At 61.4% G+C, this 23,191-nt stretch carries 28 protein-coding genes, 2 tRNA genes and 1 pseudogene; 10 read left to right on the forward strand and 21 right to left on the reverse strand.

Annotated elements, in window-relative coordinates; all coding sequences use genetic code 11:
- Positions 1-11: 11 nt before the first annotated feature.
- Genes rplT through thrS form a run of 4 tightly spaced genes read right to left on the reverse strand, consistent with a single transcriptional unit; the run spans position 12 to position 3,126 of the window.
- Positions 12-368: a 50S ribosomal protein L20 gene (gene rplT, locus ACIOVF_RS02900; RefSeq protein ID WP_010222414.1), complete on the reverse strand. Its 357-nt coding sequence runs from the start codon at positions 366-368 to the stop codon at positions 12-14.
- A gap of 29 nt (positions 369-397) precedes the next feature.
- Positions 398-592 (reverse strand): 50S ribosomal protein L35, encoded by a 195-nt coding sequence (rpmI, locus tag ACIOVF_RS02905; protein WP_045194535.1) that lies wholly within the window; start codon positions 590-592, stop codon positions 398-400.
- A 60-nt stretch (positions 593-652) separates the two neighbouring features.
- Positions 653-1,204 carry a translation initiation factor IF-3 gene (gene infC / locus ACIOVF_RS02910; protein ID WP_174242331.1) on the reverse strand — a complete coding sequence of 184 codons (552 nt, stop codon included), beginning with the start codon at positions 1,202-1,204 and terminating at the stop codon, positions 653-655.
- The gene (gene thrS, locus ACIOVF_RS02915) at positions 1,204-3,126 is read right to left on the reverse strand and encodes a threonine--tRNA ligase (RefSeq protein ID WP_045194537.1); all 1,923 of its coding nucleotides are present in this window, start codon (positions 3,124-3,126) and stop codon (positions 1,204-1,206) included. Before thrS ends, infC begins: the two co-directional genes overlap by 1 nt.
- Positions 3,127-3,480: 354 nt before the next feature.
- Here thrS and ACIOVF_RS02920 point away from each other — a divergent pair, with 354 nt between their 5' ends.
- Positions 3,481-3,813 (forward strand): hypothetical protein, encoded by a 333-nt coding sequence (locus ACIOVF_RS02920; protein WP_401287356.1) that lies wholly within the window; start codon positions 3,481-3,483, stop codon positions 3,811-3,813.
- Between the two features lie 163 nt (positions 3,814-3,976).
- Entirely contained in the window at positions 3,977-4,189 is a 213-nt protein-coding gene (locus ACIOVF_RS02925; RefSeq protein ID WP_007956027.1) for a cold-shock protein, read from the forward strand.
- A 131-nt stretch (positions 4,190-4,320) separates the two neighbouring features.
- Here the strand turns inward: ACIOVF_RS02925 and ACIOVF_RS02930 are convergent, their stop codons facing one another.
- Together ACIOVF_RS02930 and ACIOVF_RS02935 are read right to left on the reverse strand one after the other, a co-directional pair.
- A complete protein-coding gene (locus ACIOVF_RS02930) occupies positions 4,321-4,638 on the reverse strand; it encodes an I78 family peptidase inhibitor (RefSeq protein ID WP_093381150.1) in 318 nt (105 codons plus the stop codon).
- 130 nt (positions 4,639-4,768) lie between these two features.
- A complete protein-coding gene (locus ACIOVF_RS02935; protein ID WP_258715371.1) occupies positions 4,769-5,071 on the reverse strand; it encodes a hypothetical protein in 303 nt (100 codons plus the stop codon).
- A gap of 192 nt (positions 5,072-5,263) precedes the next feature.
- Between ACIOVF_RS02935 and ACIOVF_RS02940 the strand changes: the two genes are divergently transcribed.
- A complete protein-coding gene (locus ACIOVF_RS02940; RefSeq protein ID WP_045195702.1) occupies positions 5,264-5,473 on the forward strand; it encodes a hypothetical protein in 210 nt (69 codons plus the stop codon).
- On the opposite strand, the gene ACIOVF_RS02945 is transcribed toward ACIOVF_RS02940, so the two are convergent.
- From ACIOVF_RS02945 to ACIOVF_RS02975, 7 genes are all read right to left on the reverse strand, one after another.
- A complete protein-coding gene (locus ACIOVF_RS02945; protein WP_401287361.1) occupies positions 5,445-6,416 on the reverse strand; it encodes a nucleoside hydrolase in 972 nt (323 codons plus the stop codon). The genes ACIOVF_RS02940 and ACIOVF_RS02945 overlap by 29 nt on opposite strands.
- Before the next feature lie 72 nt (positions 6,417-6,488).
- Entirely contained in the window at positions 6,489-6,893 is a 405-nt protein-coding gene (gene rbsD, locus ACIOVF_RS02950; RefSeq protein ID WP_401287364.1) for a D-ribose pyranase, read from the reverse strand.
- Positions 6,890-7,798 (reverse strand): ribokinase, encoded by a 909-nt coding sequence (rbsK, locus tag ACIOVF_RS02955; protein WP_401287367.1) that lies wholly within the window; start codon positions 7,796-7,798, stop codon positions 6,890-6,892. Before rbsK ends, rbsD begins: the two co-directional genes overlap by 4 nt.
- 14 nt (positions 7,799-7,812) lie before the next feature.
- Positions 7,813-8,835, reverse strand: coding sequence for a LacI family DNA-binding transcriptional regulator (locus ACIOVF_RS02960; RefSeq protein ID WP_401287370.1), 1,023 nt, complete (start codon positions 8,833-8,835; stop codon positions 7,813-7,815).
- A 4-nt stretch (positions 8,836-8,839) separates the two neighbouring features.
- Positions 8,840-9,832, reverse strand: coding sequence for an ABC transporter permease (locus tag ACIOVF_RS02965; RefSeq protein ID WP_045194554.1), 993 nt, complete (start codon positions 9,830-9,832; stop codon positions 8,840-8,842).
- Positions 9,829-11,379 (reverse strand): sugar ABC transporter ATP-binding protein, encoded by a 1,551-nt coding sequence (locus tag ACIOVF_RS02970; protein WP_401287373.1) that lies wholly within the window; start codon positions 11,377-11,379, stop codon positions 9,829-9,831. Before ACIOVF_RS02970 ends, ACIOVF_RS02965 begins: the two co-directional genes overlap by 4 nt.
- Positions 11,380-11,426: 47 nt before the next feature.
- Entirely contained in the window at positions 11,427-12,386 is a 960-nt protein-coding gene (locus ACIOVF_RS02975; protein WP_258594130.1) for a sugar ABC transporter substrate-binding protein, read from the reverse strand.
- 336 nt (positions 12,387-12,722) lie between these two features.
- On the opposite strand from ACIOVF_RS02975, the gene ACIOVF_RS02980 reads away from it, so the two are divergent.
- The 3 genes from ACIOVF_RS02980 to ACIOVF_RS02990 all read left to right on the forward strand — a co-directional run bounded on the left by ACIOVF_RS02980 (position 12,723) and on the right by ACIOVF_RS02990 (position 14,945).
- Complete coding sequence (locus ACIOVF_RS02980) at positions 12,723-13,811, forward strand: asparaginase (RefSeq protein ID WP_045194561.1); 1,089 nt, start codon at positions 12,723-12,725, stop codon at positions 13,809-13,811.
- 165 nt (positions 13,812-13,976) lie between these two features.
- Positions 13,977-14,246 (forward strand): DUF1654 domain-containing protein, encoded by a 270-nt coding sequence (locus ACIOVF_RS02985; protein WP_045194563.1) that lies wholly within the window; start codon positions 13,977-13,979, stop codon positions 14,244-14,246.
- Positions 14,247-14,252: 6 nt separating this feature from the next.
- Entirely contained in the window at positions 14,253-14,945 is a 693-nt protein-coding gene (locus ACIOVF_RS02990; RefSeq protein WP_045194565.1) for an endonuclease, read from the forward strand.
- A gap of 3 nt (positions 14,946-14,948) precedes the next feature.
- On the opposite strand, the gene ACIOVF_RS02995 is transcribed toward ACIOVF_RS02990, so the two are convergent.
- The 5 genes from ACIOVF_RS02995 to ACIOVF_RS03015 form a co-directional block, all read right to left on the reverse strand.
- Positions 14,949-15,374, reverse strand: coding sequence for a bifunctional (p)ppGpp synthetase/guanosine-3',5'-bis(diphosphate) 3'-pyrophosphohydrolase (locus ACIOVF_RS02995; protein ID WP_045194567.1), 426 nt, complete (start codon positions 15,372-15,374; stop codon positions 14,949-14,951).
- 13 nt (positions 15,375-15,387) lie between these two features.
- Entirely contained in the window at positions 15,388-15,903 is a 516-nt protein-coding gene (locus tag ACIOVF_RS03000; protein ID WP_401287380.1) for a GNAT family N-acetyltransferase, read from the reverse strand.
- 54 nt (positions 15,904-15,957) lie between these two features.
- Complete coding sequence (locus tag ACIOVF_RS03005) at positions 15,958-16,530, reverse strand: SPOR domain-containing protein (protein ID WP_093381124.1); 573 nt, start codon at positions 16,528-16,530, stop codon at positions 15,958-15,960.
- 155 nt (positions 16,531-16,685) lie between these two features.
- A tRNA-Val gene (locus ACIOVF_RS03010) sits at positions 16,686-16,762 on the reverse strand.
- A 159-nt stretch (positions 16,763-16,921) separates the two neighbouring features.
- A tRNA-Val gene (locus ACIOVF_RS03015) sits at positions 16,922-16,998 on the reverse strand.
- A 186-nt stretch (positions 16,999-17,184) separates the two neighbouring features.
- Here ACIOVF_RS03015 and ACIOVF_RS03020 point away from each other — a divergent pair.
- Positions 17,185-18,468, forward strand: coding sequence for an FAD-binding oxidoreductase (locus ACIOVF_RS03020; RefSeq protein ID WP_045194571.1), 1,284 nt, complete (start codon positions 17,185-17,187; stop codon positions 18,466-18,468).
- A gap of 22 nt (positions 18,469-18,490) precedes the next feature.
- Here the strand turns inward: ACIOVF_RS03020 and ACIOVF_RS03025 are convergent.
- Positions 18,491-19,229: pseudogene (locus ACIOVF_RS03025) on the reverse strand (peptidase C39 family protein).
- 161 nt (positions 19,230-19,390) lie between these two features.
- Here ACIOVF_RS03025 and ACIOVF_RS03030 point away from each other — a divergent pair.
- On the forward strand, positions 19,391-19,567 hold the full coding sequence (locus ACIOVF_RS03030; RefSeq protein WP_401287384.1) for a hypothetical protein: 177 nt from the start codon (positions 19,391-19,393) through the stop codon (positions 19,565-19,567).
- Positions 19,568-19,644: 77 nt separating this feature from the next.
- Here ACIOVF_RS03030 and ACIOVF_RS03035 read toward each other — a convergent pair whose 3' ends face one another.
- Together ACIOVF_RS03035 and ACIOVF_RS03040 are read right to left on the reverse strand one after the other, a co-directional pair.
- Positions 19,645-20,394 carry a TerC family protein gene (locus ACIOVF_RS03035; RefSeq protein WP_045194575.1) on the reverse strand — a complete coding sequence of 250 codons (750 nt, stop codon included), beginning with the start codon at positions 20,392-20,394 and terminating at the stop codon, positions 19,645-19,647.
- Positions 20,395-20,426: 32 nt separating this feature from the next.
- Positions 20,427-20,669, reverse strand: coding sequence for a hypothetical protein (locus tag ACIOVF_RS03040; protein WP_045194576.1), 243 nt, complete (start codon positions 20,667-20,669; stop codon positions 20,427-20,429).
- A 137-nt stretch (positions 20,670-20,806) separates the two neighbouring features.
- Here ACIOVF_RS03040 and nhaR point away from each other — a divergent pair, with 137 nt between their 5' ends.
- Both nhaR and sstT read left to right on the forward strand, forming a co-directional pair.
- Positions 20,807-21,703, forward strand: a complete 897-nt coding sequence (gene nhaR, locus ACIOVF_RS03045) for a transcriptional activator NhaR (RefSeq protein ID WP_045194578.1) — start codon at positions 20,807-20,809, stop codon at positions 21,701-21,703.
- Between the two features lie 198 nt (positions 21,704-21,901).
- Complete coding sequence (gene sstT / locus ACIOVF_RS03050; protein ID WP_258607444.1) at positions 21,902-23,113, forward strand: serine/threonine transporter SstT; 1,212 nt, start codon at positions 21,902-21,904, stop codon at positions 23,111-23,113.
- Positions 23,114-23,191 lie beyond the last annotated feature (78 nt).

Raw genomic sequence — 23,191 nt, forward strand, 5'->3', positions numbered from 1 at the left:
GTCGGGGGTACTTAAGCCAGCGAGGCTTTAGCTTTCTCGACAATCGCAGCAAACGCCGCTTTTTCGTTCACTGCCAGATCGGCCAGAACCTTGCGGTCGATTTCGATCGACGCTTTTTTCAGGCCAGCGATCAGGCGGCTGTAGGACAGACCGTTGATACGCGCACCAGCGTTGATACGAGCGATCCACAGAGCGCGGAACTGACGTTTTTTCTGACGACGGTCGCGGTAGGCGTATTGGCCTGCCTTGATGACCGCTTGCTTGGCAACACGGAATACGCGCGAGCGAGCGCCGTAGTAGCCTTTAGCCAGTTTCAGAATTTTCTTGTGACGCTTACGAGCGATGACGCCACGCTTTACACGAGCCATGAGTAACTTCCTCTATCTAGAACCAAAAATTAACGAAGGCGCAGCATGCGCTCGACTTTTGCCACGTCCGACGGGTTCAGCAAGCTGCTACCACGAAGTTGACGCTTACGCTTGGTCGACATTTTGGTCAGGATGTGGCTCTTGAAAGCGTGTTTGTGCTTGATGCCGTTAGCCGTTTTCAAGAAACGCTTGGCCGCACCGCTTTTGGTTTTCATTTTTGGCATGTTCGGATACTCCGCATTCAGTTGATAAACATAACCGCAAGGCCTGCCGTGCCCTGGTGGTTATTTCTTTTTCTTGGGTGCGATGACCATGATCAGCTGGCGTCCTTCCATCTTAGGATGCTGTTCGACGGAACCGTATTCCAAAAGGTCAGTTTCGACCCGCTTCAACAGTTCCATACCCAGCTCCTGGTGGGCCATCTCACGACCGCGAAATCTCAAGGAAATCTTGGCCCTGTCCCCATCACTCAGGAAACGTACCAGGTTGCGTAGTTTTACCTGGTAATCCCCCTCCTCCGTCCCTGGACGAAACTTGATTTCTTTAATCTGGACCTGCTTCTGATTCTTCTTGGCCTCGTTAGCTTGCTTCTTCTTTTCGAAGAGGTGCTTGCCGTAGTCCATGACCTTGCAGACAGGCGGTACTGCGTCGGCAGAAATCTCTACCAGGTCCAGCTTCGCTTCTTCAGCGATACGAAGCGCTTCATCAATCGAGACGATGCCAATCTGCTCGCCGTCAGCGCCAATTAACCGAACCTCGCGTGCCGAGATATTCTCGTTGATCGGGGCCTTCGGTGCAGCTCGTTTATCGTTTCTCATTTCACGCTTAATAGTAATTACTCCGATTCTTGGCGACCACGCCGGGAAACCGCTTGAGCGAGGAATTCAGCGAATTGAGCGACGGGCATCGAGCCCAGGTCAGCGCCTTCACGAGTACGCACAGCGACGGTTTGCGTTTCGACTTCGCGATCCCCTATAACCAAAAGGTAAGGGACCTTGAGCAAAGTATGCTCGCGGATTTTAAAGCCGATTTTCTCATTTCTCAAGTCGGACTTGGCACGGAACCCGCTTTCATTGAGAGTTTTTTCAACATTCTGGGCGAATTCGGCCTGCTTGTCGGTGATATTCATGATCACCGCCTGGGTTGGCGCCAGCCAGGCCGGGAATGCACCTTCGTAATGCTCGATGAGAATTCCGACGAAACGCTCGAACGAACCGAGGATTGCACGGTGCAGCATCACCGGATGCTTGCGGCCGTTGTCTTCGGAGACGAATTCTGCGCCCAGACGGATCGGCAGGTTGAAGTCGAGCTGCAGGGTACCACACTGCCAGACGCGGCCAAGGCAATCCTTCAGCGAGAACTCGATCTTCGGCCCGTAGAAGGCCCCTTCGCCCGGCTGCAGGTCGTACGGCAGGCCGGCGCTGTCGAGGGCGGCGGCCAGTGCGGCTTCGGCGCGATCCCACAGCTCATCGGAGCCAACACGCTTTTCAGGGCGGGTCGAGAGCTTCATTTCGATGTCTTTGAAGCCGAAATCGGCGTAGACATCCATGGTCAGCTTGATGAACGCGGCGGATTCGGACTGCATCTGCTCTTCGGTGCAGAAGATGTGCGCGTCGTCCTGGGTAAAGCCACGCACGCGCATGATGCCGTGCAGCGCGCCCGACGGCTCGTTACGGTGGCAGGCACCGAACTCGGCCAGACGCAGCGGCAGCTCGCGGTAGCTCTTCAGGCCCTGGTTGAACACCTGCACGTGGCATGGGCAGTTCATCGGCTTGATGGCGTAGTCGCGGTTTTCCGACTGGGTGGTGAACATGTTGTCGGCGTAGTTGGCCCAGTGGCCAGACTTTTCCCACAGCGAACGGTCAACAACCTGCGGAGTCTTGATTTCCAGGTAGCCGTTGTCGCGCTGAACCTTGCGCATGTACTGCTCGAGTACCTGGTACAGGGTCCAGCCGTTCGGGTGCCAGAACACCATGCCCGGCGCTTCTTCCTGGAGGTGGAACAGGCCCAGGCGCTTGCCGATTTTACGGTGGTCGCGTTTTTCTGCTTCTTCGATGCGCTGAATATAAGCAGCCAGCTGCTTCTTGTCGGCCCAGGCGGTGCCGTAGACGCGCTGCAGCTGCTCGTTTTTAGCGTCGCCGCGCCAGTAGGCGCCGGACAGCTTGGTCAGCTTGAAGGATTTCAGGAAACGGGTGTTCGGCACGTGCGGGCCGCGGCACATGTCGACGTATTCTTCGTGGTAGTACAGGCCCATGGCCTGTTCATCCGGCATGTCCTCGACCAGGCGCAGCTTGTAGTCTTCGCCGCGGGCCTTGAACACTTCGATCACTTCGGCGCGCGGAGTGACTTTTTTGATGACGTCGTATTCGGTGTCGATCAGCTGCTGCATGCGCTGTTCGATCGCCGCCATGTCTTCGGGCGTGAAAGGACGCTCGTAGGCGATGTCGTAATAGAAGCCTTCATCGATGACCGGACCGATGACCATGCGCGCAGTCGGGTACAGCTGCTTGACCGCGTGGCCGACCAGGTGGGCGCACGAGTGACGGATGATCTCCAGCCCCTCTTCGTCCTTGGGCGTGATGATTTGCAGGCTGGCATCGTTCTCGATCAGGTCGCAGGCGTCGACCAGCTTGCCGTCGACCTTGCCGGCGACGGTGGCTTTGGCGAGGCCCGCACCAATGGATGCGGCGACTTCGGCAACCGAAACTGCCTTGTCGAATGAACGTTGACTGCCATCGGGAAGAGTAATAATGGGCATGGCGCCTCCTCTCCTAGTGGTGACCCCTACCAAAGGTCACGTGGGTTGGGATGAGCCAGTACGCGATCCGCCCCTGTCTTTGCACAAGCAAAGCCTGCCTCACAGTGGCAGAAGCCCGAAGGCCTGCCAGGGAACGAACCAGAGTGACTGGAATAGTAAAAAAACAGTTGGGAGCTGCAAGCTGCAAGCTGCAAGAAACAGCCGGCGGCGAGCTCAAGGCCAGCATGCTAGCACAAAGCTTTCGGGCGATTGCGGGCAGATTGACCGGCTGGGCAGAAATATTCGCAAATTGAGCTTTGGCGGTGAACTTGCGCGGATTTTTTCCGCTCAGAGTTTGTGAAGCGTCCTACTCTTGTGAGACTCGACCCCAAGGAGTGTTTGGTTATGCGACTTCAGTCTCTTCTGGCCCTGGCGGCTGCCTCTGCCCTGCTGCTGCCGTTGGGAGCCCATGCCGGCAAACTGCCCAGCAACTACCAGTCGACCTGCGTAGCGCAGGCGCAGAAGCAAGGCCTGGCAAAGGATAAAGCCGAACAGCACTGCAAATGTGCCGGAGACGTGCTCCAGAAAAATCTCAGCGACAAAGAGATGAAAGACCTGGATACCCTGGAGGATGGCGTTGATGCAGCGGTAATGGAGCGCGCGCAAAAAAATATTGCAGCGGTCTGCGGCCCGAAAAACCCGAAATAATAGGGCTTTTGGCCAGTTATCCATCGCTAATTTGCTCCAGATCAGCAATCTGCGAAGGTAAAAGGGGCTACAAGCCCATAATTAGACTATGATGGTCGGCGTGCACCCTGTTGGCCTCGGCAACACCGCACTACTGAAAATCATGTTTCCTGGAGATACACCCATGTCTAATCGCCAAACCGGCACCGTAAAATGGTTCAACGATGAGAAAGGCTTCGGCTTCATCACTCCACAAGGTGGCGGCGACGACCTGTTCGTTCACTTCAAGGCTATCGAAACCGACGGTTTCAAAAGCCTGAAGGAAGGCCAGACTGTCTCCTTCGTTGCCGAAAAAGGCCAGAAGGGCATGCAGGCTGCACAAGTTCGTCCAGAGTAAGATCTGACCGAATAAAAAAACCCGTCCTTGTGGCGGGTTTTTTTGTGCCTGGGATTTGGGAGCGGGCTTGCTCCGCGATAGAACCAGTAATGGCCCTATCGCGGGTCAAGCCCGCTCCCACAGAGACCGTTTTAGCCGCAGTTTACGCGGGTGATCACGCCTTGTTCGTCGGCGTTGAGGTTCAGGCGCTCGGAGCGGTATTCCAGGGTCATGACGTCGTGAGGCTTGAGCACACGGGCCAGTTGCGAGCCGCTGGCTTTACGCGCCTGCTCGAGCAACTCGGGGGTGGCCGGCTTGCCGATGGCGAACTCGGCGCCGCTGGCCTGGCAACGGCCATCGGTGTTGGCAGCAGCCTGCGGGGCCTTCGACGAAGAGCCGCCAGTGCTGCTGCAACCTGCCAATACGGCGACAGCCAACAGGCTTACCAATGATGCACGCGTGCGGAACATGAATCCTCCTTAAATACTTGAATGCTGCCTATGTGACAGCACTCCTGGTTTTTCGTTGCAAAACCGGACCATTGTGCCCGAGCCAGAGCGCTCTAGGCCAAGGCTAATCGTGACCGGATTTTGCGCAAGCTCAATACAGGTCGATGTAGTCGCTGGCAGGTTTCGGCCAGTTATTTTTCAGGGCGTTGTACACCTGGCGTATCCAGCGCTCGTCATCGGCCACCTGCGGGCCGACACAACCGGAGCCCGCCGCCCAGGTTTCCAGACGAAAGGACAGGCCCTGCAGTTCGCGGCCACCAGTGACTTGGGACAACCAGGCGATGCCCTTGTGATTGACCCGCAGCTGGTTGTGAACCGCACCATTGCCGGCCACCAGCAGGGCCCGGACGTTGTCGAGGGTAAAGTCGTTGGGGTTGTTGAGGTCGATCTGCACTGCGCTGTCCCGGCAAGCTAAAACACCGATAGTTTGCCACGCCCCCTGCGCTTATGCCTAAGTCGCAGTGCGATGCAGGCGGCGGCCATGATTTACTGCAGCTATCGGCGGAGCGCAGGCCAGCCTCCCCTTCAAACGCCAGGGCCCGGCATTTGAACCGACAGCGCGCGCAGGTTTCACTCGAGAATGTTCATGACAAGCCACATCATCGATGCCGACATCAAGGTCAAATGGCCCGAGGGCCAGAGCGCCTACAGCCCGGCCAGCGCCGAAGAACTGCTGCTGATCGCCCTCGACTTGCTGGTCAAGGACCTAGGCCCGGACGACGCACGCAGCTACGTCGACCAGGTCTTTGAGCGTTACAGCCAGCCGGTTATGGCAGACGCGCCAGACGGGCACTGAGAAGATCAAAAAAGCCCTGGGCATCCCCCTCGGTAATCCAGGTGACGTTGCCCGGTTCTTTCAGGGTGCCGTACCAGTCGGTAATGGTCTGGCCGAAGGTCGGGCCGTCGCGGCTGTCGACCTGCATGAACACCTGGCGGCCGTGGAACAGTTCAGGCTTGAGCAGGTAGGCAATCACCGTGGTGTCATGTACCGGGCCGCCAGGCATGCCGTAGTGCTTCATGTCCTGCTTGACGTAGGCGTTGAGGATATCCACCACGCGCTTGCTCGCCCCATTGTTGAGGTCGGCAATCTGTTTGAGCCGCGCCTCGCTGGTCAGCACCTTGTGGGTGACGTCCAGCGGCAGGTAGGTGAGCTTGACCCCGCTAGCGAGTACTACTTCGGCAGCGTGAGGGTCGGCGAACAGGTTGAACTCGGCCACCGGGGTGATATTGCCGCCATTGAAGTGGGCACCGCCCATGACGATCACTTCCTTGATGCCATTGACGATCTGCGGCGCTTCAATCAGCGCCAAAGCCAGGTTGGTCTGCGGGCCGAGCATGGCGATAGTGATGCTGTGCGGCTTGGCGCTGCTCAAGGTGTCGATCAGGTAACGCACCGCACTGCCGTTGGCCAGCCCCTTCTGCGGCTCGCTGACCGTTACCCCGGGCAAGCCTTCTTCGCCATGGATATCGGCGGCGTAGATCGGCGTGCGCACCAGCGGTTTCGGCGCCCCGGCGTATACCGGAATGTCTTCGCGCCCGGCCCATTCGCGAGCCAGGCGGGCATTGCGCGAGGTCTTCTCGAGTCGCACGTTGCCGGCCACGGTGGTGATGGCGCGAATCTTCAGTTCATCTGGCGAAGCCATGGCCAGGAACAGCGCCACCACGTCGTCGGCGCCGGGGTCGGTATCGATAATCAGGTCAATGGGCGCCGCCTGGGCACCCGCCGAAAGCACGGACATCAGCAACACTCCTTGGAGCAAACGTTTGGCACAGCTCAACATAAGACACGTCCTTATGATCAGATGGAACAGCTAGAAGGTCACCCCGGCAACCAAGGCAATGTTGCTGTAGGGCTGGCACTCGCCGGTGCGCACGATGGCGCGGGCGCTGCGGCTCAACTGCTTGAACGCTTCGTGACTGAGCAAGCGTCGGGCGCCCAGTTCGCCCTGGGCGGTCAACTGCTCGACGGCGGTCAGGCCCGGCGGCTGATGCTGAAGGATTTCCTCCGCCAGCACGTGGCTTTCGACCTGCATTTCCGTCAGCACAATGCGCAGGGTGCTGGCGAAATCCGGAATACCCGGGGTCAGCGCCAGGTCGATCAGTTCCACCCCCGCCGGCACCGGCAAACCGGCATCGCCAATCAGCAGGATGTCGCCATGGCCGAGGGAGGCGATCAGGCGCGACAGGGCAATGTTCAGCAAGGGCGTCTTCTTCATGGCTGCAGCTCGCTCAAGTGCGGGATTGAAGGCTGCGCACCGGCGCGGGTAACCGACAGGGCCGCTGCACGCTGGCCGAAGGCAATCGCCGCGCCCTGCGCTTCGCCACGCGCCAGGGCCGCGGCGAAACCGCCGACAAAGGTGTCGCCGGCCGCTGTGGTGTCCACAGGCTGCACCACTGGCGCCGGGAAATGCCTGAACCCCTGGCCATCGGCAAACAGCGCGCCCTGGGCACCGAGGGTGACGATGACCTTGCCAACGCCCATGGCCAACAAATGCGTGGCGGCCGCCTTGGCGCTGTCCAGGTCGTTGACCGGCAGCCCGCTCAGGGCCTCGGCTTCGCTTTCGTTGGGGATCAGGTAGTCGATATGGGCAAACCATTCGGCCGGCAGCGGGCCGCTGGCCGGTGCCGGGTTGAGGATCACCGTCTTGCCCAGCGCCCTGCCCCGCTCAAGGGTGTAGGCGACGGTGGCCATCGGCACTTCCAGCTGGCAGATGATCACCTCGGCGTTTTGCAACAAGGCGTCGAAGCGCTGTACTGATTCGGGCAGCAACTGGCCATTGCCACCAGCAACAATGACGATGGCGTTCTGGCTGGCGGCATCAACCACGATCAGCGCCACGCCACTGGACACCCCGGCAGCGATGCTCACTGCCTGGCAGTCGATCTGTTCATCAGCCAGGGCCTGGCGCAGTTGCTGGCCGTAAGCATCATCACCGACGCAGCCGACCATCGCCACCTGCGCGCCCAGGCGCGCCGCCGCTACCGCCTGGTTGGCGCCCTTGCCGCCCGGCACGGTGACGAAGCTTTCGCCCACCAGGGTTTCGCCGCCGCGCGGCAGGCGCTGGGCACGCGTCACCAGGTCCATGTTCAGGCTACCTACCACTACTACATTGGCTTGCATGTGCGGGCTCGTTCTCAGCGGTAATCATTGAAAAGGTCAGGGCGCGGCGCGGTGGATTCGCGCAGGACGATGCTCGGCGCGACGATGCGCTGCTCTGGCGCGCCACGCAGCGGCTCGGCGATGCGCCGCAGCAGCAGTTCGGCGGCGCTCTCGCCCAGCTCGCGGATCGACTGGCCAACGGTGGTCAGCGCCGGGAATACGTACTGGCTGATCTGGATATCGTCGAAGCCGATTACCGACAGCTCGCTGGGCACGCAGATGTTGCGTTCGGCGGCAGCGCGCAATACGCCGATGCCGATCATGTCGTTGCCGGCAAAAATCGCCGTCGGCCGCTCGCCTTCGAGCAGCGCCGCTGCCGCGCTATAGCCACCGATACTGGTAAATTCGCTATTCAGCAGCCACTCCTGGCGCGCGCTGACCCCGGCTTCGGCCAGCGCCCGATGGAAACCGGCCAGGCGCAACTGGGCGACGCTGGTGGTCGCCGGGCCGCCGATGCAGGCGATGTCGCGATGTCCGAGCTCGAGCAGATGGCGGGTCGCCAGATAAGCACCCTGCTCGTGATCGATGCGTACCAGGTCGGCGGCCACGCCTTCCAGGGCGCGGTCGACGATGACCATCGGCGTGCGCACGCTGGCCAGGCTGTCGAGCAGGTCGTTGTCTTCACCGACCGAGGCGACGATCAGGCCGTCGATGCGTTTTTCCAGCAGCACGCGCAGGTAGCTGCGCTGCTTTTGCGGGTTGTCGTCGGAGTTGCAGAGGATCACGCAGTAGCCGTTGCGCTCGCAGCCGTCCTCGATGCCGCGGGCCAGCTCGGCGAAATACGGGTTGACGCTGTTGGGCACCAGCAGGCCGATGGTCGCGGTGCTGCGCGCCTTGAGCGAGCGCGCTACGGCGCTGGGCACGTAGTCGAGCTCAGCGATCGCCGCTTCGACCTTGAGGCGCACCGGCTCGCTGACCGGGCGGGTCTTGTTCAGTACATGCGACACGGTGGTGTAGGAAATCCCCGCCAGTGCCGCGACATCTTTGATGGTTGCCATTGTTTCAGTTCCGCCTGCGCGCGCGCCGGCTGCGGTAGGTGTCGAGGACCACGGCGATGACGATCACCGCCCCGGTGATAATGCGTTTGGTTGGCTCCGAAGCGCCGATCTGCGCCAGGCCTGCGGCCAGCACCGAGATGATCAGCACGCCAAAGAAGGTGCTGATCACCGAGCCGCGCCCGCCCATCAGGCTGGTGCCACCGATGACCACGGCGGCGATCACCTGCAGTTCAAGGCCGGAGCCGGCGTTGGGGTCGGCGGCTTCCAGGCGGGAAATCTGGAACAGCGCAGCCAGCCCTGCGAGCAGGCCCATCAGCGAGAACACCAGGATCTTGTACGGGCGCGGGTCGATGCCGGCCAGGCGCACCGCCTCTTCGTTGGTGCCAATGCCGATCAGGTAGCGGCCGAACACCGTGCGCGTCAGCACCAGCTGGGCGAGGATGATCACCAGCAAGGCGATCAGGAACGACGGCGAGATGCCAAAAGCCAGCGGGTTGGACAGCCATGCAAAGGCATCGCCGATGTAAGCGGTGCGCGAATCGGTCAGCTGGTAGGCCATGCCCCGGGCCATTTCCAGCACGCCGAGCGAGACGATAAACGACGGAATGCGCCAGGCCACGGTGATCGAGCCGGTGATGCTGCCGGCCAGCGCCGCCACAGCCATGCCGAGCAAGGCGGCTGGCATCACGCTCCAGCCCCAGCCGAGCATCGCCACACTGACCGCGGAACCGGCCAGGGCCAGCACCGAACCCACCGACAGGTCGATGCCGCCGATGATCAGCACGAAGGTCATGCCCACCGCCAGCACCATCAGGTCGGGGATCTGGTTGGCCAGGGTGCTGAAGGTGGCGTAAGACCAAAAGTGGCTGCTCAACAACGAGAACAGCACGATCATCGCCAGCAAGGCGCCGGCCAGGCCCAGGTAGGTGCCGAGGCCGTAGTAGCTGCCGCTGCGCTTGGCGCTGGGGGCAGCGGTGTCCAGTTGGGTGGTTTTCATGGGGTCGTCCTGGGCGCCGCTTCGTGCAGCAACGCATCACGTTTCTGATAGCCGGCAAAGGCTGCGGCCAATAGTTGGTCCTGGGTCCAGCTGTCGCGCTCGAAGGTGTCGATCAGGCGCCCGGCACTGAGCACGCCAATGCGGTCGCAAATCAGCATCAGCTCGCGCAAATCACTGGACACCACCACCAGCGCCTTGCCCTGGCGCGCAAGCTCGGCCAGCAGGCCATAAATGTCGAACTTGGCGCCGACGTCGATACCGCGGGTCGGCTCATCGAACAGCAGCACCGAACAGTCGCGCTCCAGCCAGCGGCCGATCACCACCTTTTGCTGGTTGCCGCCCGACAACTCGCCGACCACCTGCTCGGGGCTGGAACTGCGGATGCGCATGGCGGCGATCTGCCGTTCGGCCAGTTCGCGCTCGGCGCCGCTGTTAACGATGCCGGCGCGGGAAATCGCCGGCAGGTTGCCCAGGGCGATATTGGCGCTGATCGACTGGCTCAGCAGCAGCCCTTCGCCCTTGCGGTCTTCAGTGATCAGGGCAATGCCCTGACGCACCGCCGCCACCGGCGAATCGACGCGCACTTCACGCAAGGGATTGCCCAGCTCGATAGTGCCGCTGTCGGCGCGGTCGGCGCCGAAAATCAGCCGCAGCAGCTCGGTGCGCCCGGCGCCGATCAGGCCGGAGATGCCGAAGATCTCGCCGCTGCGCACCTCGAACGAGACGTCCTTGACCTTGTCGCTACGGCCGAGGCCGTTGACCTTGAGGATCGGCGCGCCGATGTTGCGCACGCCCAAATCGATATGCTCGCCCAGCTCGCGGCCGACCATCAGGTTGACCAGTTGCTCGCTGTTGTAGCGCTGCATCGGCTCGACGCACACCAGCTTGCCATCGCGCAGCACGGCAATGCGCTGGGCGATGCGCTTGAGTTCTTCGAGGCGATGGGAGATGTAGACGATGGCCACGCCGCGCTGCTGCAGGCGCTCGATCTGGGTAAACAGCAGCTCCACCTCGCGGGCGGTGAGCATCGCCGTCGGCTCATCGAAAATCAGCACATGGCAGTCGCCAATCAGGTTGCGGGCAATCTCGACCATCTGCTGATGGCCGATGCCCAGCTCGCCCACCGGGGTGTCCGGGTCGATGGCGTCCAGGCCGACCTGGGCCATGGCCGCCACCGCCAGTTGGCGCAGGCGTTTGCGGTTGATCCAGCCGGCGCGCCCGGGCAAGTTGTCGAGAAACAGGTTCTCGGCCACGGTCAGGGTCGGCAGCAGGTTGAGCTCCTGCATGACCATGCGCACGCCCAAGCGCTCGGCCGCCGCGCGGCTACCGGGCTGGTACGGCTGGCCCTGGTAAAGCATATGGCCGGTGGTGGGCCGTTCGAGGCCGCCGATGATCTTCGACAGGGTGCTCTTGCCCGCGCCGTTTTCACCGGTCAGGGCCAGCACTTCGCCCCGCCGCAGGCTCAGCTCGATATCACCGAGCACCGGCTGCGCGTAGGTCTTGCCGATGGCGCTGACTGAAAGTACGACATCCGCAGTCGCTGACATTGCCTGTTCTCCTGGCGCCCACCCCGTGGCAGGCGCGCACGCTGCGACTAGGGTTGGGTAACCAGCTCGACCGGGGTCTGGATGACGTTGTCGGCGTCGACATCGGTTTTCTCACCCTTGAGCATCTTCAGCGCCGCCTCGATGCCGAACACCGCTTGTTTGGCGGCGTACTGGTCGGCGGTGGCAAGCACGCGACCGTCCTTGAGCATCGGCTTGATGGCGTTGATGTTGTCGTAGCCGACCACCTGCACCTGGCCGGCCTTGCCTGCGGCGCGCACCGCCGATACAGCACCCAGGGCCATGCTGTCGTTGCCGGCCAGCAGAGCCTTGAGGTCGGGGTTGGCGTTGAGCAGGGAGGCGGCGACGGCATTGCCCTTGGCAATTTCCCAGTCGCCCGATTGCACCGAGACCACCTTGATCTGCGCCGCTTCCATTGCATCCTTGAAGCCGGCGGTGCGCTGCTGGGCGTTGGTGGTGGTCGAGACGCCTTCGATAATGGCCACCTGATCGCCGGCCTTGAGCTTCTGCTTGGCCAGGTATTCACCGACCAGACGCGCGCCCTTGCGGTTGTCGGGGCCTACGAACGGCACGCTGAGGTGTTTGCTCTTGAGCACCTCGGGGTCGAGGCGGTTGTCGATGTTGATCACGGTGATGCCGGCATCCATGGCCTTTTTCACCACCGGCACCAGGGCCTTGGAATCGGCCGGAGCGATGACCAGGGCGTTGACCCCGGAGACGATCATCTGCTCGACGATACGGATCTGGTTACTGGAGTCGGTCTCGTCCTTGATGCCGTTGGACACCAGGTCGAACTCATTGGCATGGTCTTTCTGGTAGGCCTTGGCGCCGTCTTCCATGGTCAGGAAGAACTCGTTGGCCAGCGATTTCATCACCAGCGCGACTTTCGGCTTGGCGTCGTCGGCCAGGGCGTGGGAAACGGGTGTGGCGAGGGACAGTGAGGAAAGTACGGCGAGCGCCAGCAGGCGTCCAGCAAAGGGCAGCTTCATGGGTTTACTCCGGATCTTATGATTTTTATCGGGCCGCAAACGTTTGCGTTAACTCACTATGAAAACGTAACCAAATTTTGTCAAATCCGCTGCCGCAGGCCATTTGGAAAGTGAATGTAGGAATTATCCTCAAAACAACCGGAAAACCGAACACCTCTTGCACACAATATTCGGAATTCCGAATAAATAAAACGCTTCGACCATCTTTCGCAAACCGCTCTAACCCAAGGAAAATCAATAGATTGAAGATGAAAACCGACGAACGGCTGTTCTGGTACGGAATCTGCCTCTGTTAGCGCGTTACACAGCGAACTCCAGACACAAGAGAGATCAACGATGAAAGCTGCGCTTAATTCCTTCGTTCCGGGCGCTTTGGCCCTGCTGCTGTTACTGCCCGCAGGCGTCAACGCCAAGGAAGTCGAAAACCAACAGAAACTGGCCAACGTGGTGATCCTCGCCACCGGTGGCACCATCGCCGGCGCCGGTGCCAGCACCGCCAACAGCGCCACCTACCAGGCCGCCAAGGTCGGTGTCGACAAGCTGATCGCCGGCGTTCCGGAACTGGCCACCCTGGCCAATGTGCGCGGCGAACAAGTGCTGCAGATCGCTTCCGAAAGCATCAGCAACGAAAACCTGCTGCAACTGGGCAAGCGCGTTGCCGAGCTTGCCGACAGCAAGGATGTCGACGGCATCGTCATCACCCACGGTACCGACACCCTGGAAGAGACCGCCTACTTCCTCAACCTGGTAGAGAAAACCGACAAGCCAATCGTCGTGGTCGGTTCCATGCGCCCGGGCACCGCCATGTCGGCTGACGGCATGCTCAACCTGTACAACGCCGTGGCTGTTGCCAGCAACAAGGATTCGCGCGGCAAGGGCGTGCTGGTCACCATGAACGACGAGATCCAGTCGGGTCGCGACGTCAGCAAATCGGTGAACATCAAGACCGAAGCCTTCAAGAGCCAATGGGGCCCGCTGGGCATGGTCGTCGAAGGCAAGTCCTACTGGTTCCGCCTGCCGGCCAAGCGTCACACCGTAGACTCGGAATTCGATATCAAGAAAATCAGCAGCCTGCCTGCGGTCGACATCGCCTACGGTTACGGCAACGTCACCGACACCGCCTACAAGGCCCTGGCACAAAATGGCGCCAAGGCGATCATCCACGCCGGTACCGGCAATGGCTCGGTGTCTTCTAAAGTAGCCCCGACCCTGATCGACCTGCGCAAGCAAGGCGTGCAGATCATTCGCTCCTCCCACGTCAATGCCGGCGGCTTCGTGCTGCGCAACGCCGAGCAGCCTGACGACAAGAACGACTTCGTCGTCGCCCACGACCTGAACCCGCAAAAAGCCCGGATCCTGGCCATGGTTGCAATGACCAAGACCCAGGACAGCAAAGAGCTGCAGCGGATCTTCTGGGAATACTGATCAAGTAGCCCCCAAGCGCTTGCCCGCCCTGTAGGACGGGCAAGCCTGCCTCCCAAACCCTGGCAAAAAATACTTTAAACAGACCGCAGCAAACGGCGCGGTTTGCGGTCACATGCGCTCTTTCACCGACGAGCTGTTGCGAAATTGCTTACAGTAAAATACTGTATGCGCATACAGCTAAAAAAGGAACGCTTTGTGGCCACCACTTCCGCCCCTGCCAGCAGCTACGAGCAACTGGGCACCCGCATCCAGAAAATCATCAATTCCCCCACTGCACAAAAAGCCCGGGCTGCGCTGATCTTCCGCCTGGAGCACGAAACGCCTGAAGACTGGGCCACCCTGCTCGACGAAATCGCCGAGAACGACAACGTCACTCTCGCCTACCGCGATGACGGTGGCGTGCAGATTTTCTGGGTTGTGCCGAAGGAAGATTGAAAGCGCATGAGATTTCCGGTTTTTGCAGTAGCTTGTTTGTTGTTCAGTGTCACCACCGCCCACGCCGATGCACCGCGCACCTTCAGCGAAGCCAAGAAGGTCGCCTGGCGTTTGTATGCGCCGCAGTCCACCGAGTTTTATTGCGGCTGCAAATACAATGGCAACAAGGTCGATTTGCAGGCCTGCGGGTATGTGCCGCGCAAGAATGCCAACCGCGCCTCGCGCATCGAGTGGGAGCATATCGTCCCGGCCTGGCAGATCGGCCACCAGCGCCAGTGCTGGCAAAGCGGCGGGCGCAAAAATTGTTCGCGCAATGACAAGGTCTACCAGCGCGCCGAGGCCGACCTGCACAACCTGGTGCCGAGCATTGGCGAGGTCAATGGCGATCGCAGCAACTTCAGTTTTGGCTGGCTGCCCGAGCAGCGTGGGCAATACGGCTCGTGCCTGACCCAGGTGGACTTTAAAGCCAAGAAGGTCATGCCGCGGCCGTCCATTCGCGGCATGATTGCGCGCACCTACTTTTATATGAGCAAGCAGTACAGCCTCAAGCTGTCCAAGCAGGACCGCCAGCTGTACGAAGCCTGGAACAAGACCTACCCGCCGCAGCCCTGGGAGCGCCAGCGCAACCAGCGGGTGGCTTGCGTGATGGGCCATGGCAACGAGTTCGTCGGCCCGGTCAACCTCAGCGCCTGCGGTTGAGGCTCAGGCCAGCGCCTGCAGGTAGGCGCTGGCCTGCTGGTAACGGGCCAGGCGGGCAATGTCATCGGGGCCGGGCATGGGGATGCGCGACAGGTCGCTGTTGTCGGCCAGATCAGCCAGCTTGACCACCCGCGCCAGCGGATCATCGCCGACCCGCACCACGAAGGCTTCGTAGCTTTCGTCATCGCGCCGGCTCAGCGCCTGCACGGCGGCCAGGATCTTCAGGGCGAAGCCTTCGCGGGCAAGGTCAGAGAGGGTCATCGGTGAATCCTCGAGCACGTCGTGGAGCACCGCGACAATGCGCTGCTCGGCCGTCGACACCCTCAGCATCACCCGCAACGGATGGAGGATATAGGCCGTTCCGCCTTTATCGCACTGCCCTTCATGTGCCCTCGCCGCAACCGCAATGGCCCGCTCCAGCGTAGACATATGGCCCTCCTGCTCAGCGCGGCTGGCGTCGTAGACGCGCCATGCTGTAGACATCGATCAACTCACCGTCACGCATAGCATAGTCAATCAGTTGACCTTCAACCGCAAAGCCGAAGCGTTTGTACAAGGCCAGCGCCGGATGATTGTCGGTGTACACGGTCAGCTCGACGCGCTGCAGGCCCATCCAGTTGTCGGCCACCTCCAGTACCGCCTCGAGCAGGCGACTGCCGACACCTTTGCCTTGCCAGGCTGGCGCCACGCCCATGCCGATACCGCCACAGTGGGCACGGCGGATACGCGCGTATTGCTCCAGCGAGCAACTGCCGATCACTTCACCCTTATGCAGCGCCACCAGAAACAGCATCCGCTCGTTGTCCAGGCTCAGGCGCTTGCGCCATATCTCGGGCGACTGATAAGGCATCTGCAGCACCTGGCGCGCTACCTGCGGGTCGTTATACAGCGCAGTCAGGCCTTCGACATGCTGCTCGGTACAACGCTGCAGGGTAATGGCGGCGGATGAATCACTCATGACGGCTCTCCTTGCGTATGAGCCGTGAGTGTACGGGGCGCGCGAAGCCGCTGGCTAGCGCGGGGCGTCGTGCTGGATGACGATCGAGTCGGTGCCCAGGCGCGCCATGACATCGGCTTGCTGCGCCTCGGCTTGCGCCTTGTCGGGATAAGGGCCGAGCAGCACCACCGGCTTGCCGTTGCGGTAGACCACCGAGGACGGAATCTGCTTTTCGATCAGGCGTGCGGTCATGTCGCTGAGGGCGCCCATGTTCGCACCCTGGACGATCTCGACATCCCAGCCTTGGGGCGCAGGTTTGTCTGCCGCAGCGTCGGCGGCGCGCTGCAGGTCGGCGCCACCGCATTTTTCGCGAATGGCCAGGTTGCTGCCCTGGTCGGCAATAATGAGCTGATAGTCGCCCGCGGCCTGCTTGATCGCCACGTAGCTGCGATACGGCACGAACACGCCGGCGTCGTCCTTGCCGCGCACCTGGCCGCAAATAATGCCTTGCTGGTCGAATCGCACGTTGGCGAACTTGGCTGTCTTGGGGTTCTGCAGGTGTTCGGCCACCTGCTTGTGCACGCCTTCGACTTCGTTTTCGCAACCGGCCAGAGCCAGCACCGCCATTACCACCGCCACTTTGCGCACGCGTCTATCTCCTGAATGCAAGCGGCGGATTTTAGCATTCTTGGCTGGCCTTTAGGGCCCTATCGCGGGGCAAGCCCGCTCCTACAGCTGAAATGCAAAAAGGGCGACCCTTGCGGATCGCCCTTTTTGTTACCACACAGCAGTGTGGATTTGTTTGGTAGGCACAATTGGATTCGAACCAACGACCCCCACCATGTCAAGGTGGTGCTCTAACCAACTGAGCTATGTGCCTGCTGTGGGGCGCATAATACGCAGGTCTTTAACCTTCGTAAAGCGAAATTTCATAAAAAAATCAGCAGCTTTGCTTTGCCGGCAAAAAATGCCCGCAAACAAAAAAGGCGACCCTCGCGGATCACCTTTTTGTGTACCGCCAGCAGGGGCGGATTTGATTTGGTAGGCACAATTGGATTCGAACCAACGACCCCCACCATGTCAAGGTGGTGCTCTAACCAACTGAGCTATGTGCCTGCTGTGGGGCGCATTCTACCCAATCGCCGAAAGGTGTCAACTCTTTTTTTAACGCTAAGCCACTGAATATCAAAAGTATTTGCCAAAAGCCGGGGTAAAGGATTTTCAACACACGACTAGCGGGTGTTTATTATTATTGATAGCATCGGTACAGTCGTAAAAAATATAAAACAGAGGTTTCGCAGCATGGCCAATACCCCCTACCCTCAGTCCTACTACGCCGCATCGGCCAATCCGGTTCCGCCGCGCCCGGCGCTGCAGGAAGAGGTACAGACCGATGTCTGCGTGATCGGCGCCGGCTATACCGGCCTGTCCAGCGCCCTGTTCCTGCTGGAGAGCGGCTTCAAGGTCACCGTGCTGGAAGCTGCCAAGGTCGGCTTTGGCGCCTCGGGCCGCAATGGCGGCCAGATCGTCAACAGCTATAGCCGCGACATCGACGTCATTGAACGCACCGTCGGCCCCAAGCAGGCACAACTGCTGGGCCACATGGCCTTTGAAGGCGGGCGCATCATCCGTGAGCGCGTGGCCAAATACAACATCCAGTGCGACCTTAAAGACGGTGGCGTGTTCGCCGCCCTGACGCCCAAGCAGATGGGCCACCTGGAATCGCAAAAGCGCCTGTGGGAACGCTTCGGCCACACTCAGCTGGAGCTGATGGACCAGAAGCGCATCCGTGAAGTGGTCGATTGCGACCAGTACATCGGCGGCATGCTCGACATGAGCGGCGGCCACATCCACCCGCTGAACCTGGCCCTGGGAGAAGCTGCCGCGGTCGAGTCGCTGGGCGGCAAGATCTACGAGCAATCGCCGGCCATCCGCATCGAGCGCGGTGCCAACCCGGTGGTGCACACCCCACAAGGTAAAGTACGCGCCAAGTTCATCATCGTTGCCGGTAACGCCTACCTCGGCGGCCTGGTGCCGGAACTTGCCGCCAAGTCGATGCCGTGCGGCACCCAGGTGATCACCACCGAGCCGCTGGGCGAAGAGCTTGCGCGCAGCCTGCTGCCGCAAGACTACTGCGTCGAAGACTGCAACTACCTGCTCGATTACTACCGCCTGACCGGCGACAAGCGCCTGATTTTCGGCGGTGGCGTGGTGTACGGTGCGCGCGACCCGGCCAATATCGAAGCGATCATTCGCCCGAAAATGCTCAAGGCCTTCCCGCAGCTCAAGGACGTGAAGATCGACTACGCCTGGACCGGCAACTTCCTGCTGACCCTGTCGCGCCTGCCGCAAGTGGGCCGCCTGGGCGACAACATCTATTACTCCCAGGGTTGCAGTGGCCACGGCGTCACCTACACCCACCTGGCGGGCAAGGTGCTGGCCGAGGCTCTGCGTGGCCAAGCCGAGCGTTTCGATGCCTTCGCCGAGCTGCCGCACTACCCGTTCCCGGGTGGCCAACTGCTGCGTGTACCGTTCAGCGCCCTGGGCGCCTGGTACTACAGCCTGCGCGATCGTCTGGGCTTCTAAGCCCCCTGCCCGGCTCGCGCCGTCACTGCCCCAGGGCGCTGACGGCCTGCCGGGCCGCTTGTTCCTGGCCCGCCTGGGCCAGGTCATTGGCCGCTTTCAGCCAGCGCTGACGGTCAACCTGGGCCGGCAACTGGCCCGGCTGCTGCACCAGCACCGCCCAACTCCCCTGCTTTTGCCAGGCTGATTCGAAGTCATCGAACTCCATCAGCAGGCGCCGGTTCATCCCTGCCCGCAACAATACCCGCTGCTTGTAACGGTCATAGCCGACCAGCAAGGCATAGCGTGGCTCGCTCCAGAACGCTGAACCTTGCTGAAAACGCAGCAACACCGGGTTGCCCGCCGCTACCTGCGCCAGCAAGGCGTCCAGGCGTGGTTCGAGCGGATACACGACCATGCCGTACTCGCGGCCCACCCGCGGGATCGCCTGCTCAAGCTGGTCGATGTGCTGCGGCAGGCCCAGCGATTTGTCGAGCAGCCCCGGAGTGATGCGCACCCCCTGTTGCGAGAGCAAGGCCGCCAGGGCCATCGAGGCGCTCTGGTTGGCTTCGCCACGGTAGAAAGGCACCGAGCCGATCTCGACCCGTTGCGGCAGGTTTTTCAGCTGGGATGGCGGCTGGCTGGCACAGCCGGCCAGGGCCAGGCCGAGCGCACAGGCCAGCAGCAGGCGGCGCGGGGTGAAGGCGGTTAGGGAAGTCGGTGCAGGCATGAACACTCGCTCGATGACGGCCGGCAGCCACTGCCCGGCCCTGAGCGCTGATCATAGGCTGGTGCGCGCCGTGGGTATAGCCCGTTGCAGGCTTAGAACAAAGCGGCCCAAGCCTCTAGACCATCGGTCAATAGCCTGCAACCTGCAACGGGCTAGACTGAAGACGTGTCCGCGTGGCGAGCCTCGTTGCCTTGGCGCGGATTTGAGGAGGCACACATGAGCCTGACAATGGCAATTTTGCTGCTGCTCGGCGCCTGGTTGAGCGTCGCTGCTGCCATGCTCTGGGGGGTGCTGCGCATCGCCCGGCGTCATCACCCGCACCATCGCATCCAGCCTGAAGGCAAAGACGCGCTACCGGTACGGCGCAGTCGCCGGCATGCCGGGGCGCATTAGAAATCTTTGAAAAGCATCGCGGGGCAAGCCCGCTCCCACAGTGACTGCAGGAGCAGGCTTGCCCCGCGATGGCTTTATCAGCCCTCAACCGCCTCGCGCTTCAAGCGTGCCCGACGCGACATGATGTTGAGGATCTCGATCGCCGTCGAGAAGGCCATCGCCGCATACACATAACCCTTGGGTACATGAGCACCGAAACCTTCGGCGATCAGGGTCATGCCGATCATGATCAAGAAGCCCAGGGCCAGCATCACCACGGTCGGGTTGTCGTTGATGAAGCGGGCCAGCGGGTCGGCGGCCACCAGCATCACGATCACGGCACTGATCACGGCAATGATCATGATCGGCAGGTGCTCGGTCATGCCCACGGCGGTGATGATGCTGTCGATCGAGAAGACGATGTCGAGCACCAGGATCTGACCAATCGCCGCAGCAAAGCCCAGGGTGATGGTCGAGGACGCCTTGGCTTCAGCCTGGGCGCGCGGGTCGACACTCTCGTGGATTTCCTTGGTCGCTTTCCACAGCAGGAACAGGCCACCGGCGATGAGGATCATGTCCTTCCAGGAGAAGGTATGACCGAATACATCGACCACCGGCTCGGTCAGCTGGACGATCCAGGCCACGGTGCTGAGCAAGCCCAGGCGCATGATCAGGGCCATGCTGATACCAATGCGCCGCGCCTTGGAGCGGTACTCTTCAGGCAACTTGTTGGTCAGGATCGAGATGAAGATCAGGTTGTCGATACCGAGGACGATCTCCATGGCCACCAGGGTGGCCAGGGCGACCCAGGCGGTCGGGCTTGCAGCGAGTTCCAACAAGTATTCCATGAATCAAATCCTGCATCGGGGTAAGGGGTGGGTCAGATGTCCTGGGCGCTGGCGTCGCGCTCGGGTTTGCCTGCCTTGTCGCTGCCTTCGGAGCCGGTGGCTTCGCTCAGGGCTTGCTGGGCGGCTTCGTTGGTTTTGTCGATGGCCTCCTTGGCCGACTCCGCCGCCTGGTTGAGCATTTGCTGGGCGGACTTTTCCGCCTGCTCGCAACCGCTCATGGCCAGCAGGGCCAACAGCAACACCAGGGGTGTACCGATGGATTTGAAGTGAAGCATCTGTGGGTCTCCATGCAATTAAATCGGTGCGCATTCAGGGGCACCGTGATGGCAAGGGATTCTAAAGAGCCAGATACATCAGGAAAATTCGTATTTTCAGCGGTTATACTTCGGTTTTTACGAATCGGGAAATCGCCATGCTCAATTACCGCCAGTTGCATTACTTCTGGGTAGTGGCCAAGACCGGCAGCATCGTGCGTGCCTGCGAGCAACTGAACCTGACCCCGCAGACCATCAGCGGGCAGATCACCCTGCTTGAGCAAACCTACGGCATCGAGCTGTTTCGCCGGGTCGGGCGCCAGCTGGAGCTGACCGAGAGCGGCCGGCAGACCCTGACCTACGCCGAGCAGATGTTCCAGATTGGCGGCGAGCTCGAGGCGATGCTGCGGGCCCGGCCGGATGAACAGCAGATACTGTTCCGGGTCGGGGTGGCCGATGTGGTGCCCAAGTCCATCGTCTACCGCCTGCTGGCGCCGACCATGGACATGGAAGACGCCCTGCGCCTGAGCTGCCGCGAAGACAAGCTCGAACGGCTGCTGGCAGACCTGGCGATCCAGCGCCTGGACCTGGTGATTTCCGACAGCCCCATGCCCAGCCACCTGGACATCAAGGGCTACAGCCAGAAGCTGGGTGAATGCGGCATCAGCTTTTTTGCCACACAGGCGTTGGCTGAACAGTACGGGCGCAACTTCCCGGCCTGCCTGCAACACGCGCCGCTGTTGATTCCCGGCCAGGAAACCGTGGTGCGCAGCCGCCTGCTGCGCTGGTTCGCCGAACAGCAATTGCAGCCGCGGATCGTCGGTGAGTTCGACGACAGCGCCTTGATGCAGGCCTTCGGCCAATCGGGCAGCGGCATTTTCATTGCCCCCAGCGTGATTGCCGACGAGGTCTGCAAGCAGTACGGCGTCGAGCTGATCGGCCAGACCGACGCGGTCAACGAGTCGTTCTATGCCATTTCAGTGGAGCGCAAGGTCAAGCACCCGGGTATCGTCGCCATTACCGAAGGCGCCCGCCGCGAGCTGTTCAACTGGTAGCCGGCGTGGGTTCATCGCCGTTTGCAAAGGACGCACAGACTACACTTGCGTCCTACCGTCTGACGCAGCGCAAATACCAAATGTGCCCTGCTGTGCTAAAGTCGCGCCCTTTTTCTCGGCCCTGCCCCGCCAGGTGCCCCATGCTCCAGCGCCGTGGTTCGCCCACCGCGCCCTGAACAAGACAGAGAAACACCTGCCATGACCCCTGTTCTAAACCTGTTGAACCGCACCAGCCTGGTGGTCCAGATCATGATCGGCCTCGCTGCCGGCATTGCCCTGGCCGTGTTCGCCCCCACGACCGCCGCAAGCCTCGGCTTCGTCGGCAAGGTCTTCGTCTCCGCGCTCAAGGCGGTGGCGCCGATCCTGGTGTTCATCCTGGTCATGGCTTCGATCGCCAACCACCGTCACGGCACCGAAACCCATATCCGCCCGATCCTGGTGCTGTACCTGTTCGGCACCTTCGCCGCCGCCGTGGTCGCAGTGATTGCCAGCATGGCCTTCCCCTCGAACCTGGCGCTGAGCACCTCTGACGTTGCCTTGAGTGCTCCCGGTGGCATCACTGAAGTGCTGCAAAGCCTGCTGCTGAGCGTGGTCGACAACCCGGTGAGCGCGCTGATGAACGCCAACTTCATCGGCATCCTGGCCTGGGCCATTGGCTTGGGTGTGGCCATTCGTCACGCCGGGGAGACCACGCGCACGGTGGTTGCCGACCTGTCCAACGGCGTGACTTTGATCGTACGCGTGGTGATTCGCTTCGCGCCGCTGGGGATTTTCGGCCTGGTCGCCTCGACCCTGGCGCAGTCCGGCCTGGACGCCCTGCTCGGTTACCTGCACCTGCTGGCCGTGCTGATCGGCTGCATGCTGTTCGTGGCGCTGGTGGTCAACCCGATCATCGTGTTCTGGAAGATTCGCCGCAACCCTTTCCCGCTGGTGCTGCTGTGCCTGCGTGAAAGTGGCATCACCGCCTTCTTCACCCGCAGCTCGGCGGCCAACATCCCGGTCAACATGGCCTTGAGCGAGAAACTCGGCCTGCATGAAGACACCTACTCGGTGTCGATCCCGCTGGGCGCGACCATCAACATGGCCGGCGCGGCAATCACCATCACCGTCCTGACCCTGGCCGCCGTGCACACCCTGGGCATCGCCGTCGACATCCCGACCGCGATCCTGCTCAGCGTTGTCGCCGCTGTCTGCGCCTGCGGCGCCTCGGGCGTGGCCGGCGGCTCGCTGCTGCTGATCCCGCTGGCGTGCAGCCTGTTCGGCATCCCCAGCGAAATCGCCATGCAGGTGGTGGCCGTCGGTTTCATCATCGGTGTGCTGCAGGACTCGGCGGAAACCGCGCTGAACTCCTCCACCGACGTACTGTTCACCGCTGCGGCCTGCCTGGCCAAAGAGCGCCAGGCCGCCTGAGCTTGACCTGCAGCCGGTGCGTCCTGCACCGGCTGCTTGTGTTTTACCCTGTTGCGCACCTAGGCTAGAGGCCTTTCT

Origin of the sequence: Pseudomonas sp. NPDC087612, assembly GCF_044743505.1 — a bacterium.
In the GTDB taxonomy this organism is placed as follows: domain Bacteria; phylum Pseudomonadota; class Gammaproteobacteria; order Pseudomonadales; family Pseudomonadaceae; genus Aquipseudomonas.

What these genes read in the sequence shown, in the direction of transcription:
- nhaR (WP_045194578.1), top strand. Translation starts at nt 20,807, where the DNA reads ATGCTCAATTACCGCCAGTTGCATTACTTCTGGGTAGTGGCCAAGACC.
- rpmI (WP_045194535.1), bottom strand. Translation starts at nt 592, where the DNA reads ATGCCAAAAATGAAAACCAAAAGCGGTGCGGCCAAGCGTTTCTTGAAA.
- ACIOVF_RS03035 (WP_045194575.1), bottom strand. Translation starts at nt 20,394, where the DNA reads ATGGAATACTTGTTGGAACTCGCTGCAAGCCCGACCGCCTGGGTCGCC.
- rplT (WP_010222414.1), bottom strand. Translation starts at nt 368, where the DNA reads ATGGCTCGTGTAAAGCGTGGCGTCATCGCTCGTAAGCGTCACAAGAAA.
- ACIOVF_RS03040 (WP_045194576.1), bottom strand. Translation starts at nt 20,669, where the DNA reads ATGCTTCACTTCAAATCCATCGGTACACCCCTGGTGTTGCTGTTGGCC.
- ACIOVF_RS02990 (WP_045194565.1), top strand. Translation starts at nt 14,253, where the DNA reads ATGAGATTTCCGGTTTTTGCAGTAGCTTGTTTGTTGTTCAGTGTCACC.
- ACIOVF_RS02945 (WP_401287361.1), bottom strand. Translation starts at nt 6,416, where the DNA reads ATGTCCGTGCTTTCGGCGGGTGCCCAGGCGGCGCCCATTGACCTGATT.
- ACIOVF_RS02995 (WP_045194567.1), bottom strand. Translation starts at nt 15,374, where the DNA reads ATGTCTACGCTGGAGCGGGCCATTGCGGTTGCGGCGAGGGCACATGAA.
- rbsD (WP_401287364.1), bottom strand. Translation starts at nt 6,893, where the DNA reads ATGAAGAAGACGCCCTTGCTGAACATTGCCCTGTCGCGCCTGATCGCC.
- thrS (WP_045194537.1), bottom strand. Translation starts at nt 3,126, where the DNA reads ATGCCCATTATTACTCTTCCCGATGGCAGTCAACGTTCATTCGACAAG.
- ACIOVF_RS03030 (WP_401287384.1), top strand. Translation starts at nt 19,391, where the DNA reads ATGAGCCTGACAATGGCAATTTTGCTGCTGCTCGGCGCCTGGTTGAGC.
- ACIOVF_RS02965 (WP_045194554.1), bottom strand. Translation starts at nt 9,832, where the DNA reads ATGAAAACCACCCAACTGGACACCGCTGCCCCCAGCGCCAAGCGCAGC.
- ACIOVF_RS02980 (WP_045194561.1), top strand. Translation starts at nt 12,723, where the DNA reads ATGAAAGCTGCGCTTAATTCCTTCGTTCCGGGCGCTTTGGCCCTGCTG.
- sstT (WP_258607444.1), top strand. Translation starts at nt 21,902, where the DNA reads ATGACCCCTGTTCTAAACCTGTTGAACCGCACCAGCCTGGTGGTCCAG.
- ACIOVF_RS02985 (WP_045194563.1), top strand. Translation starts at nt 13,977, where the DNA reads ATGCGCATACAGCTAAAAAAGGAACGCTTTGTGGCCACCACTTCCGCC.
- ACIOVF_RS02975 (WP_258594130.1), bottom strand. Translation starts at nt 12,386, where the DNA reads ATGAAGCTGCCCTTTGCTGGACGCCTGCTGGCGCTCGCCGTACTTTCC.
- ACIOVF_RS03000 (WP_401287380.1), bottom strand. Translation starts at nt 15,903, where the DNA reads ATGAGTGATTCATCCGCCGCCATTACCCTGCAGCGTTGTACCGAGCAG.
- ACIOVF_RS02960 (WP_401287370.1), bottom strand. Translation starts at nt 8,835, where the DNA reads ATGGCAACCATCAAAGATGTCGCGGCACTGGCGGGGATTTCCTACACC.
- ACIOVF_RS03020 (WP_045194571.1), top strand. Translation starts at nt 17,185, where the DNA reads ATGGCCAATACCCCCTACCCTCAGTCCTACTACGCCGCATCGGCCAAT.
- ACIOVF_RS02970 (WP_401287373.1), bottom strand. Translation starts at nt 11,379, where the DNA reads ATGTCAGCGACTGCGGATGTCGTACTTTCAGTCAGCGCCATCGGCAAG.
- rbsK (WP_401287367.1), bottom strand. Translation starts at nt 7,798, where the DNA reads ATGCAAGCCAATGTAGTAGTGGTAGGTAGCCTGAACATGGACCTGGTG.
- ACIOVF_RS02925 (WP_007956027.1), top strand. Translation starts at nt 3,977, where the DNA reads ATGTCTAATCGCCAAACCGGCACCGTAAAATGGTTCAACGATGAGAAA.
- ACIOVF_RS02940 (WP_045195702.1), top strand. Translation starts at nt 5,264, where the DNA reads ATGACAAGCCACATCATCGATGCCGACATCAAGGTCAAATGGCCCGAG.
- ACIOVF_RS02930 (WP_093381150.1), bottom strand. Translation starts at nt 4,638, where the DNA reads ATGTTCCGCACGCGTGCATCATTGGTAAGCCTGTTGGCTGTCGCCGTA.